This window comes from Empedobacter sp. UBA5036, assembly GCF_002415215.1.
Lineage (GTDB): Bacteria > Bacteroidota > Bacteroidia > Flavobacteriales > Weeksellaceae > Empedobacter > Empedobacter falsenii_B.
Genome location: NZ_DICC01000066.1, coordinates 1 through 13140 on the forward strand (window position 1 = coordinate 1; position 13140 = coordinate 13140).

Sequence of the window (13140 nt, forward strand, 5' to 3'; positions counted from 1 at the left end):
CGCTATTTCAGGACGGGACAAAATAATTAAAACAAAAAATCCACTTCTCTCGAAGTGGATTTTTTTATTTCTTGTAAAAATAGTTAGCTTAAAACTCAGCGAAAAAAGCTTCTACTTTTTCTACGCCGTTTGCATCTAAAGCTTCAACCAATTCTTTTTTGATTTCAGTTAATTCTTTCTTTTTCGCTTTTTTCAAAACTGGTTTTGCAGTTTCCAAAAAGTTTTCGATTTGTTCTAAACCACGAGAACTTAAGAATTTTTCGTCTGTTTTTTTCAATTTAGCGTAAACTTGTACCAACATTCTACATTGTTCCAAAGCCAAAACGTATTCTTTTACAGTTTCTAACGTAATCATGTAATGCAACATCAATTGTACTGAAGGCATATTACGTTGATGACCAAATTTCGTGTATTTTTCTAATGCAATTCCAAAAGATTCTTTACTACGTTCGATATTTTTATTTAAAGCTGCAGAAATGACAACATTAAACCAATCGTCTGAATTATCAGAGTTTTGAGCGATATCGAAAAATGCATTATCCGCATTCTCAAAATCTTGTAAACTATAATATGATAAAGCAATTAATTTCTTAGCATCGTACATTTGTTTTGGGTCTTTTGCATCCAATAAACCTTCACAAATTTTGATACACATCTCGAAATTGCTGTTTCCAAATAAATCTCTCGCAGTGTTCAACAACGAATTAGTCGCATTCTGTTCCAACGCTTGCTCGTACATAAATTGACGCGCTCTCAAAACATCCTCGTATGTGATATAATCGTAATTGATTTTCATTTTTTTCGTCTCTTTGTTAATTCGCAACTAAATTAATTAAATCTTTAAGAAAGTACTTAATTATTTATCTTTTTTTAATAAATGTCGAATCACCGTTTCTGCCGCATGCAACCCGAATAAACCAGGCATCCACGAATTAGTTCCGTAAAACGATTTTTTATAATTTTTTCCATCCGTTAATTTAACCGAAGATTCATCAGGAACTTCTGTCGAAAAAACAGCTTTTACACCTTTATTAATTCCTTCTTTTTTTAATCGTTTTCTAACATTTTTTGCCAAAGGACAAACATCTGTTTTGCTAATATCACGCACTTGTACTTTGCTTGCCAAATATTTTCCTCCAGCGCCCATATTGCTGATTACTTTAATTTTTTTGCGTTTTGCAGCTAAAATCAAATTAATTTTTGGTGTAACAGAATCGATGCAATCTAACACATAATCAAAATCTGGTGTGACGATTTCGTGTGTACGTTCTGGACTCAAAAATTCGTTGATACGCGTTAATTCTAATTCAGGATTAATGTCCATTAAACGATCGCCAACGATGTCTACTTTGTTCATTCCAACAGTTGAGTGTAAAGCAGGTAATTGTCGATTAATATTTGTAATATCAACAGTATCACCATCAACAATTGTCATTTTTCCAACTCCTGCGCGTGCGATAAATTCTGCGGCAAAAGAGCCAACTCCACCTAAACCAACAACTAAAATGTTCGAATTTTTTAGGATTTCTAAACCTTCTTCTTTGAATAATAATTCAGCTCTTTCTTGCCAAACTGCCATTGAAATGTATTTTAATTATGATTGAACTTCGTAACCGAAAACTGCTTTCCAATTTTTCGCTTGTTGAAGTTGTAATTCCTCGATTGTAATTTTTCTCAAATCCGCTGCAAAAGTATAAATTTCTTCAATAGAAATTTCGCTTGCATCATTCTCCAAAAAGAATTGATTCGCAGAAAGATTTGCAAATATAATTTGTAAGTTTTTGTTTGATAGAAGATTTTTACCAAAAGATGCAAAACAATTTTGCGCAATAATTTGATTGAGTAACTGTTCATTCTTATTGAAACCATGAAAAATAAACGGAATCGTCAATTTCATTTGTTTTCGAATCTGTAAAATTTCTTGATAAGCACGAACCGAATGTATAATGACTGGAAGTTGATATTGCATCGCAATTTCTAACTGTTTTTTAAAAACGTTGATTTGTAATTCAAAATCTGTTTCGCACAATTTATCTAATCCAATTTCACCGATTGCTAAACAGTTTTTATTCGAAATAGTTTGATTAATAATTTCGATTTCTTCCTTTATTGATGAGGTTTTGATGTAAGCTGGATGAATCCCAATTGAAAATAATTTAGCTTCATTATTCAACTCATTTGGAAACTGATTATACAGTTCCAAAACATCTGTTTGATCGGATAAATGATGTGTATGCGCGTTGAGAAACATAGTTCAAATTTAATCTTTTTCAATGATTTTTCGAAATGTTAAAATAGGAATAGAATTTGCTATAGGAATTTGAATGAATTCAGATCATATTTTAAGTCCAAAAATGTTGAAGTTTTTGCCATGGCTTGGTGCGATGGCAATTTTTATGCAAGCTTTGGACGCTACAATTTTAAATACATCTTTACCTACAATTGCAAAAGAATTAGGAAAATCGCCTTTAGAAATTCAGTCGATTATTGTTGCGTATACGTTAACAATCGCTTTGTTAATTCCTTTGAGTGGTTGGCTTTCGGATAAATACGGAACGAAAAAAGTTTTTCAATCTGCTATACTGATTTTTACACTTGGATCCACACTTTGCGCATTTGCCACAACTTTACCTTTTTTAGTCATTTCACGCGTTATACAAGCGATTGGAGGATCGATGATGGTTCCTGTTGTACGTTTAGCAATTTTATATGCTTATCCAAAAAGTGAATTATTAAAAGTAATTAATTTTATCACCATACCAGGGTTAATAGGACCACTTTTAGGACCAACAATTGGAGGTATTTTGGTTGAAACTTTATCATGGCATTGGATTTTCATCGTGAATATTCCATTCGGAATTATTGCACTTTGGATGACAACTTTTGCGATCCCCGATTTTAAACATCCAGTTTTTAAATTTGATATCAGAGGTTTGATTCTTTTTAGTGGAGGAGTTACTGTCTTAACATTGATTATGGAATTGACATCTTCTCGTGTGATTGGCCTGCAAACTGTATTGGCATTGACTGTAGTTTCTGCCTTTTTGATTGGTTTGTATATTTATCATGCAAAACATAAACAACATCCTTTAATCGATTTGAATTTGTTTAACATTAGAACTTTGCGAATTGGTATTATAGGAAATCTTATTACACGATTAGGAATTGGAGGAATACCTTTTCTTATTCCGCTTTTATTGCAAGTTGGTTATGGATATTCGGCTACTGTAGCGGGATTAATTATGATTCCATCTGCAACAAGTAACATTATTGCAAAATCGTTTGTTGTGCCAATTGTGAATAAATTTGGTTATCGAAATATGTTGATTTCCAATACAATAACTTTAGGATTAATCATTTGTATGTTTTTCTTTTTAGAATCGAAATCACCAATTTATTATATCATTCCGTTAATGGTTTTGAATGGATTTTTTAGTTCAATTCAATTTACGGCGATGAATACCTTGTCTTTAGCAGATTTGGACGAAAATACATCCAGCGAAGGGAATAGTTTATTATCGGTTACACAACAATTATCACTAACATTTGGAATTTCTGTAGCTGCATTAATTTTAGGTGTTTTTAGACAAGCAGGATTTGTAAATGGAGTGGAAGTACAAGCTTTTCGTTATTCATTTTTGACGATGGGCGTGATGACAATTTTATCAACTTACATCTTTTTCAAATTAAGAGAATCTGATGGCGCTTCAATGTCGGGGAAGAAATAAAATTTAGAACATAAAAAAATCTCTACCAAGTAGAGATTTTTTTCGTTTTATATTATTTTGATTTAATCATTGTAAAAATGATGGCGAAGTTCACCTTTCAAGTTTGCTTCGTATTGCGTTTTGAATTCTTCTTTCGAAAGGTTTTGACCTAATAAATAAATGGCTTTGGTAATTGCAGCTTCCATTGTCAAATCATAACTCGAAATTGCGCCCATATTTAGTAACGCATCACTTGTAGCATAACGTCCAAGTTCTACCATTCCGCCAGAACATTGCGTGTTGATGATAAGATGAACTCCTTTATTCGTTACTTCTTCCAGCAATTCAATAAACCAACTATCGGTAAAAATATTTCCTGTTCCGAAAGCCTCAATAATAAAAGCTTTCATGTTCGGAGCGTTTAAAACACTTTCGATAAAAGAACGATTCATTCCAGGGAAAATCTTCAAGACACCAACATCAGCATTTAGATTTTTGTTGATCGAAAGTTTATCCGTAACAACATTTTTTAACAATAAATCTTCTTTCACTTCCAGATGAACACCGGAAACTCCAATTACTGGATAATTCGGCGACTCGAAAGCATCAAAGTTTTCTGCATTAATCTTAGTTGTTCTATTCGCACGAAACAATTTATATTCAAAATACACACAAACTTCCTTGATAATTGGTTTGTCATTTTTACGTAACGAAGCCAATTGAATCGAAGTAATTAAGTTTTCTTTCGCATCTGTGCGCAAATCTCCAATTGGTAATTGCGAACCAGTGAAAATGACAGGTTTCTCGAGGTTATCAATCATAAAACTCATTGCAGAAGCTGTATACGCCATTGTATCTGTTCCGTGCAAAACAACAAAACCATCATAGTTTTCGTAGTTTTGTTGAATGGTTTCGGCAATTTCTATCCAATATTTAGGTTTCATATCAGACGAATCTATAGGCGTATCGAAACTATGATAATCGAAAGAACAATCTAACAGACCCAATTCCGGAATTTGTTTCAACAAATTATCAAAATTGAAAGGTTTCAAGGATTGGTCACCATAATCTTTCGCCATTCCAATTGTTCCTCCTGTGTAAATTAATAAAATTTTTGTTTGCATGCGGTTTGATTAATTTCTGGTTAAAATTAACCATTATAAAAAATCTGTACAACATCTTTTCTTAAACTCCGATATTTTGTAAATTGGATAAATAATTGTGAACATAAATTTAAACTATCAACTTGATGAAACTATTACTTTTAGCCATTACAACTTTGTTAACATCAGCTTATGTTAATGCACAATCTGATGAAGGATTGTTTGAAGTTGAGTACGAAATGAACGGACAAGAACTGAAATCTTTTGCTTTTTCTACGGATAATTGTGCGCAGAATTTGATTGTGAAATCGTGGGAAAATTGGGTAACGAACAAAGAAGGTTCTTCTGCTTTTTTGAAAAGACATGAAGCGAGTAATATCAAGTTCAAAAATTCGCAAGATGTGTATAAATCTGTGATTAGTTTGGTTGATGAAGAAAATGGAAAAACGACTGTGATTAATACATTAACGGATCAAAATGGAATGACATTTAATAGTAATTCGGCAGAGTTTGATAAAATTTATGCTCAATTGCAAGATTTAGCAACAAAAACGAAGCAAGGTTGTGTACGAAATGAGTTGAGGTTAGCGAACGAAAATATGATTCGATTGACAAAAGAAAACGCTGATGCACAATTGAAAAAAGGAAACTCGATCAAATCATATCTAAAAGATAATAACACCTTATTGAAATTAGAAAGTAAAAAGCAAGCTTTGGGCGATAAGTTAGATTTGGTGGTGAATCAATTGGAAAGAGAATCGAATGATAAAGTAACTGATGGTTTGATGAAGAAAAAGATAAAAACAGAAAATTCTTTGCGATCGATAGAAGATCAAGTAGTAACATTGAGCGGAAAAATACAAATTGCCGAAGAGAACGATAAAGTTTTGGATGCAAAAATTAATCAATTAACAAGTCAAATTCAACAACAACTCTCGATTACCGAAAATTTAAAAAAGAAATATTCATCAATTGCACGATAATTGTTAGAGAAATTATATATTTACTAAATATCAACAAATAAATATTATTAAAATCAACTCGTTATGGGATTATTTTCATTTATCAAAAATGCCGGAGAGAAAGTCTTCGGAGGTGCAGAAACACCAGAAGAAAAAGCAGGTAAAGTACAAGAACAAGTTGCAAAGCAAGGATTTGATTTGTCAGGAGTAACTTTTTCTACTGATGGAGATAAAATTGTAGTAGCTGGACAAGCGTTGGACATCAACGAGAAACAAAAAATTTTAGCAACAGCAGGTAACATTGATGGAGTGGAAGGAGTAGAAGATCAATTAACATTGAAAACACCTTTGAGAATTGAGATTCCAGATTTATCTAAGACAATGTATACTGTAAAAAGTGGAGATTCTTTATCTAAAATTGCAAAAGAAGTTTATGGAGATCCAATGCAGTATCCAAAAATTTTCGAAGCAAACAAACCAATGTTAAAACACGAAGATAAGATTTATCCAGGTCAGGTTTTATATATTCCTCAGGATTAATACAATAGAAATAAAATATTAAGGTTAAAACTCCTACAACCAAATGATTGTAGGAGTTTTATATTTTTACAGCATGGTTTTTGCAGAATATATACTCGCAATAAAAAATAATAACATATATTCGTATAACTGAAATAAAAAAAATAATTATGAAAGTTTCAATTTTGCCAGTAGCGGTTATCGCTGCTTCAACTTTATTTAGTTGTGTTAGTCAGAAAAAGTATGATGAATTACAAAATAAATTCAATTCTGCTTATTCTGAGAACCAAGGATGTCAAACAGAATTGGCTGTAGCGAAAGCTAAATTAGCTAATTTTGAATCTAACCAAGGTCAGTATGAAAACACAGTTCAGAGTGAAAGAAATCAAATTAAACAATTACAAGAACAATTGAAAAATTGTATTAATGGTGGTTCTAAAAACGTTTCTGAATTAGTGAACGAAATCAATCAGTCTAACAAATACATCAAACATTTGATCGATGCGAAAAGCAAATCGGATAGTTTGAATATGGTTTTAACAAACAACTTAACGCGTTCTTTATCTAGCAATGAAGCAAAAGATGTTGATGTTAAAGTATTAAAAGGTGTTGTTTACATCTCGTTAGCTGATAACATGTTGTACAAATCTGGTAGCTACGAAATTTCACCTGCTGCAGGAGAAACTTTAAGTAAAATTGCGAAAATCATCAACGATTATAAAGATTACGATGTATTGATTGAAGGTAACACAGATAATGTGCCAATTTCTAAACCAAACATCCGTAACAACTGGGATTTATCTGCTTTACGTGCATCTTCTGTTGTACAAGCATTACAAAACCAATACGGTGTTGATGGTAAACGTTTAACAGCTGGTGGACGTGGAGAATATAACCCATTAACTACAAATGCTACTGCGGAAGGAAAATCTAAAAACCGTCGTACACAAATTATTATCTTACCTAAGTTAGATCAATTTATGGATTTAATTGGGCAAGCTCCAAAAAACTAATTTTGATAAAAAAATCAAATTAATATAGAAAGAGCCACTTTATAGTGGCTCTTTTTTTGTAACTTTTTCCAAATTTTAATCAATCAATACCAATGGAACTATATTATTCTTTTTCGGTTCTAATTGTTCTTGCTGCATTATTTTCTTATGCAAACCTTCGATTCCTAAAATTACCTGGAACAATTGGAATTATGATTATCGCCATGTTAGTATCTATCGCTATCCGTTTATTGGGAGATAGCTATTTTCCTGATGCTACAAAAGACATGTTTCAACTCTTTAATAGTTTAGACTTCAATGAAATATTGATGGGCGCAATGCTTAATTTTCTGCTTTTTGCAGGCGCAATGCACGTTAATATTCTCGATTTGAAAAACTTGAGATGGACAATTGCTACTTATGCTACAATATCAGTAGTATTATCAGCATTTATTATATCAGTAATTTTATATTACATTGCGCCATATTTTGGTATTCAAATTCCGTATATCTATTGTTTATTGTTCGGAACATTAATTTCTCCAACTGATCCAATCGTTGTATTAGGAATTTTGAAACAAGCAAAAGTTCCTAAAATTATTGAGACAAAAATTACAGGAGAGTCACTGTTTAATGATGGTGTGGCCGTTGTAATGTTCGCAGTAGTTTTACAAATAGCAACTAATCCAAGCTTTGATGCTGATTTTGCAAGTGTTTCAAAATTATTCTTGATGGAAGCTGGTGGCGGAATCTTACTTGGATTATTACTTGGATTTACAGCGTCTAATTCGATGAAAAAAATTGATGATTATAAAGTTTCAGCTTTAATTACATTGTCGATTGTAATGGGAGGATTTTTGATTGCAAAAGAACTTCATATTTCTAGTCCTTTAGCTATGGTTATCGCAGGTTTAATAATCGGAAATTATGGAAAGAAATTCGCAATGAGTAAAACAACTCAAGATTATTTAAACAAATTTTGGGAGCTTATTGATGAAATAATGAACGCCATTTTATTCCTTTTTATAGGTTTCGAATTGTTGTTAATAGAAGATTTAATGGATCAAATTCTATTAGGAATTGCCACAATTTTTATAGTCCTATTATCTCGAACATTATCAATTGTTATTCCAGCTCGTACTATTTTAAGAAAAAACACTTTTTCTAAAGGTTCACTTATTGTCTTGGTTTGGGGAGGAATTCGTGGAGGAGTTTCAATTGCATTAGTTCTTTCGATGCCAAATTCGGAATGGAAAGATTTGTTATTAGAGATTACATACATCGTTGTTTTATTTTCAATCGTTATTCAAGGTTTAACTGTAGGTAAAGTGGCTCATCGTGTTCTAAAAGACGAATCTGATGAAGCAAATAAAGAAGAAATGGAAGATTATCTTAATTCATCTAAATTGTAAATAATTTTAAAATATACAATTAAAAGGAGCAAGCGCATCTATAGATGCGCTTGCTCCTTTAACAGAAGTTTAGAACTTAAAATGGTTTAGTTCACGAATTAATCTTTATTTTTAATAGAAATTAGAACAAGCCAACAGAATGAAATTAAAGGATTTATCTAATCAACTCGAAATATCTTTAGGAAGTTTACAGAATTTTATCAATGATTTTAATATTGATTTGAGTTTTTGTATTGACGAAAATTTTAATGTAACACAACAATTTATAACATTTTCGGAAGAGAATAAAGATTTCTTAAAAAGATATGCCGAAGATTATTCCAAAGAAAAAACAATAGAAGAAATCGCTAAAACAATTGGAGCGAAAGAAGAAGAAGTACTTCATTTTTTTGTGACAAATGGAATTCCTGCCGAGGTTGCAAAGCAGATGAAAACGGGAGTGTCAAGTTATTTGATTCATTCTTACATTGGGGGAAAATATCCGTTTATAGAAAAAGCATTTCCGCAATGCGAAGATTTTTCTGGTAAAAGTTTAGTTGGTTATACTGATTTGTATTTTTATATGACTGATATGTTAGATCCATTTATCAGCAAAGATCAAGGAGAAAGTTGGGGAATCTCAAAACCTGCTGGCTTGATTTTGTATGGACCTCCAGGTAGTGGGAAAATATATTGGGCAAAGAAAATAGCGGATATGATTGGTTACGAATTTGTACATATTTTCAATGATTATTTAGTTGGGAATTTTGATAACAAAAAGAATAAATTCTCCGATTTTCTTTCAAAAAAGATGAATCAACCTAAAACATTATTGTTTATTGATTCGTTCGACGAAATATTACATTCTACTTCTGTAAATACCATTTATCCCGAAATGGTCGATTTGTTTTATTCCGTTCTTAGACATATTCAGAAAAATGATACGAAAGAACTTTTGATTGTTGGAGCTGTTGAATCTTTAGCAAATTTGAATGATGAAATCGTTGCACCTGGTCGTTTTGATTTACATATTCCGATTTTTCCTCCAACTTTTGACGAGCGCAAACAATTACTTCTACATCACATGACTACGAATTTGGCGCAAGATTCTCCGTTATTATCAATTTTGAAAAATCAAAATGCGTTGAACAAAGATTTCTGGACGCCTTATGCGGCTGAAATGAAAATTTTCTCAAATACAATGATGATTGATTTTACACAATCGCTTAAAAAACGTTTATATGCATTATACAGAAAAGATGAAACGAAAAATATTGTGATGACAGAAAAGGTATTGTTTTCTGCATTTCAAGAAGCAAAATCGAAATTAACGCCTGATTATTTAAAACATTGCGCAATTTTCTTAACAGAAGCCAAGCAAAATGTTGGTCAAGATTTTCCGCATCGTCTGATCGAATTAAATGCTGATTTAGAGTTTTATTTATCATCAAAAGAAATTCCGATTACTAAAATTGGTTTCAAGCAAAGTGATGATACTGTTGAGATAAAATCGGTAGAAGAAAATAAAGAAACATAAAAAAAGCTCCTTGTAAGGAGCTTTTTTATTATAAAAACTAAATTGTTTTGAATTTTAATAATAAAATATTGCTTTTGTAAAGATGTAATTCTTTTCCTGAAACTTCGTAACGATTTACACTTTTCAACATCGATAAAAATGCTTTTTCTTCTTGCAAATTAGGACAAGCCATTTTAGTTTCAGAAAAATTAACAAAGCTTGTAACGCCGCTAACTTTTGTAAAAGTAGCATTGAAATTGTTGCAACCCGCAAAACCACTTACAGTCGAATTCGCTTCGTCAATAACCAACATTACGTCCTTATCGTACAAACCTTTTACTACATTGTTATCGTTGATCAAATACCAATTTTGATTTGAAATCGAAACTTCCGATTTAGGTTTAATTTTAGCAGTAGTTGCACTTGTAGAACAAGAAGTTGCTATAAAACTCATCAAAATAGTTGCTGAAAATAAAGTTACAATCTTTTTCATTTTTCGGAATATTTTATCTCAACTCAGCGTTGAATTTTTCTTGATACAATTTGATTAATTTATTCATTAAACCATCAATTTCTTGATCACTTAATGTTTTATTTTCGTCTTGAATCATAAAACTTAAAGCATACGATTTTTTACCAGCTGGCAATTTATCTCCTTCGTAAACGTCAAATAAATTCACAGCTTTCAATAAATTCGTTTTCACTTCTTTTGTAGCTTTGTACAACTCTTCATATTTCACAGAAGAGTCAAGCAATAAAGCTAAATCTCTACGAGAACCTGGGAATTTAGAGATTTCTTTGTATTTCAAGTCGTGTTTGTTTGCTAAAGCAACCATTGCATCCCAATTTAATTGAGCAAAGAAAACCTCTTGATTAACGCCTAATTTTTTCGCTAATTTTTTGCTGATGATTCCAAGTTTTCCTAATGATTTTTGACCAGAAACAAACTCAATTCCATCTAAGAAATTATCATCTTTTGCAGGTAACTCATCTGTAATTTGAATATCTAATCGAACAAAAATTTGTTTAATCAAACCTTTCAAATCAGCAAATGAAGCTTTACGTAAATTTCCTGTCCATGATTCGCTATTAAAGTTTCCTGAAAGAACGATTCCTAAACATTTATTTTCTTCGTAAATCCCATCAATTTTGCGGTAAATTTTCCCAAATTCGAACAATTTAACATCCGAAATACGACGATTGATATTAAACGCAACATTTTCTAATAAACCATTCAACAAAGTGCGGCGCATAACAGCTAAATCAGCCGAAAGAGGATTTAACATGGCAACACTTTCTCCTTCTGGATAAAAGAAAACTTGTTCGTATTCTTTTTTCGTTAACGAGTTATTCATCGCTTCATTGAATCCGAAAGAAATCAATTGACGCGCAATAAAATCTTCGATTTTATCTGGACTAACTTTTTGATTTGGAACATAAGAAAACGAGAATTTTGAAGGAATTTCGATATTATCGTATCCATAAATTCTTAAAATATCTTCAATCAAATCCACATCACGTTGTACATCTACACGATAAGCAGGAACTTCTAAATCTAAAATTCCATCATTTTCTGACAAAATTTTAATTTCTAAATTCTCTAAAATCGATTTGATTTTATGTTCTGGAATTTCAACTCCTAATAATTCAACCACTTTATGTAAACGTAATTTTACATTAAAGTTTTGAATAGGATTTGCATAAATATCATCAATATTAGATGCAATTTCAGCACCAGCAATTTCAACTAACATCATCGCAGCTTTCTTCAACGCGTCGATAGTTATGTTAGGATCAATTCCACGTTCAAAGCGGAAAGAAGCATCCGTATTTAATGCATGTGCTTTCGCTCCTTTACGAATTGTTACTGGCTCGAAATATGCTGATTCTAAGAAAATAGTTGTCGTTGCATCCGAAACTCCAGAATCTTTTCCTCCGAAAACTCCAGCAATACACATTGGATTATTCTCGTTGCAAATCATCAATTCATGTCCTTTTAATGTACGTTCAACGCCATCTAAAGTTGTGAATTTTGTTCCTTCTGCTAATTTCTGAACGATTACTTTATTTCCTTCAATTTTAGCTGCATCAAAAGCATGTAAAGGCTGACCTAAATCGTGTAAAATATAATTGGTAATATCAACCACATTATTAATTGGCGATAATCCTATAACTTGCAAACGATTTTTTAACCAATCTGGCGACTCAGCAACTTTTACATTTTTTAAATAAACACCTGCATAACGAGGCGCTGCTTCTGTATCTTTAACCTCGATAGAAATAGGACTTTTTCCAAAATCTGTCGTAGGATAATTTGAGACATCAAATGTTTTGAATGTTGACGCAATATCACGAGTTTTAAGAGCAGCATGTAAATCACGCGCTACACCGAAATGTGACATTGCATCCGCACGATTTGGCGTTAAACCAATTTCGATTTCGTGGTCAACTTCATCATTTTTTCCGAAAAGGTCGAACGTAGAAGTTCCAGGTTTTAAATCTTCTGGTAAAACCAAAATACCAGAATGATCTGTACCAATTCCTAATTCTACTTCAGAACAAATCATTCCGAAAGATTCTTCACCACGAATTTTTGCCTTCTTGATTTTAAATTCACCATCTGGTGAAGGTAAAACCGTTCCGACAGTTGCAACAGGAACATTTTGACCTTCTGCAACATTAGGAGCTCCACAAACAATTTGCGTTTCTTTTCCGTCTCCTAAATCTATTTTAGTAACTCTTAATTTATCTGCGTTTGGATGTGGCACAGCTGATAAAACTTTACCAACTAATACGGTTTCCAAATAATTTTTAGCTCCACCTACTTGTTCTACACCTTCAACTTCTAGACCCGTACTTGTAAGTGTTGAAGACACTTCATCAAGTGTGATATCTGTATCAATGTAGGTTTTTAGCCAATTGTATGAAATTTTCATTGTATTGTATAAAT

The 13140-nt window shown here is 31.9% G+C and carries 12 protein-coding genes; 6 read left to right on the forward strand and 6 right to left on the reverse strand.

The annotated features are described in order from the left end of the window. Positions 1–88 precede the first annotated feature (88 nt). Genes B4J88_RS12390 through B4J88_RS12400 form a run of 3 tightly spaced genes read right to left on the reverse strand, consistent with a single transcriptional unit; the run spans position 89 to position 2251 of the window. Positions 89–796 carry a hypothetical protein gene (locus tag B4J88_RS12390; RefSeq protein WP_038336844.1) on the reverse strand — a complete coding sequence of 236 codons (708 nt, stop codon included), beginning with the start codon at positions 794–796 and terminating at the stop codon, positions 89–91. A 60-nt stretch (positions 797–856) separates the two neighbouring features. Continuing rightward, entirely contained in the window at positions 857–1579 is a 723-nt protein-coding gene (locus B4J88_RS12395; protein ID WP_038336843.1) for a tRNA threonylcarbamoyladenosine dehydratase, read from the reverse strand. 15 nt (positions 1580–1594) lie between these two features. Then, a complete protein-coding gene (locus B4J88_RS12400) occupies positions 1595–2251 on the reverse strand; it encodes a TatD family hydrolase (protein ID WP_221854622.1) in 657 nt (218 codons plus the stop codon). 73 nt (positions 2252–2324) lie between these two features. On the opposite strand from B4J88_RS12400, the gene mdtD reads away from it, so the two are divergent. Further along, on the forward strand, positions 2325–3728 hold the full coding sequence (gene mdtD, locus B4J88_RS12405) for a multidrug transporter subunit MdtD (protein WP_219034956.1): 1404 nt from the start codon (positions 2325–2327) through the stop codon (positions 3726–3728). Between the two features lie 62 nt (positions 3729–3790). On the opposite strand, the gene B4J88_RS12410 is transcribed toward mdtD, so the two are convergent. Next, positions 3791–4831: an asparaginase gene (locus B4J88_RS12410; protein WP_291067769.1), complete on the reverse strand. Its 1041-nt coding sequence runs from the start codon at positions 4829–4831 to the stop codon at positions 3791–3793. A gap of 125 nt (positions 4832–4956) precedes the next feature. On the opposite strand from B4J88_RS12410, the gene B4J88_RS12415 reads away from it, so the two are divergent. The 5 genes from B4J88_RS12415 (at position 4957) to B4J88_RS12435 (ending at position 10211) form a co-directional block, all read left to right on the forward strand. Further along, complete coding sequence (locus B4J88_RS12415) at positions 4957–5793, forward strand: hypothetical protein (protein ID WP_219034955.1); 837 nt, start codon at positions 4957–4959, stop codon at positions 5791–5793. A 63-nt stretch (positions 5794–5856) separates the two neighbouring features. Beyond that, complete coding sequence (gene lysM, locus B4J88_RS12420) at positions 5857–6312, forward strand: peptidoglycan-binding protein LysM (RefSeq protein WP_219034954.1); 456 nt, start codon at positions 5857–5859, stop codon at positions 6310–6312. A gap of 149 nt (positions 6313–6461) precedes the next feature. Beyond that, positions 6462–7304, forward strand: coding sequence for an OmpA/MotB family protein (locus B4J88_RS12425; RefSeq protein ID WP_181816279.1), 843 nt, complete (start codon positions 6462–6464; stop codon positions 7302–7304). Positions 7305–7396: 92 nt separating this feature from the next. Then, on the forward strand, positions 7397–8695 hold the full coding sequence (locus B4J88_RS12430) for a cation:proton antiporter (protein ID WP_291067770.1): 1299 nt from the start codon (positions 7397–7399) through the stop codon (positions 8693–8695). Positions 8696–8834: 139 nt separating this feature from the next. Beyond that, entirely contained in the window at positions 8835–10211 is a 1377-nt protein-coding gene (locus B4J88_RS12435; protein ID WP_219034953.1) for an AAA family ATPase, read from the forward strand. A 37-nt stretch (positions 10212–10248) separates the two neighbouring features. On the opposite strand, the gene B4J88_RS12440 is transcribed toward B4J88_RS12435, so the two are convergent. After that, positions 10249–10683 (reverse strand): META domain-containing protein, encoded by a 435-nt coding sequence (locus B4J88_RS12440; RefSeq protein WP_291067771.1) that lies wholly within the window; start codon positions 10681–10683, stop codon positions 10249–10251. Positions 10684–10696: 13 nt separating this feature from the next. After that, positions 10697–13126: a phenylalanine--tRNA ligase subunit beta gene (pheT, locus tag B4J88_RS12445; RefSeq protein WP_291067772.1), complete on the reverse strand. Its 2430-nt coding sequence runs from the start codon at positions 13124–13126 to the stop codon at positions 10697–10699. Positions 13127–13140: the final 14 nt, after the last annotated feature.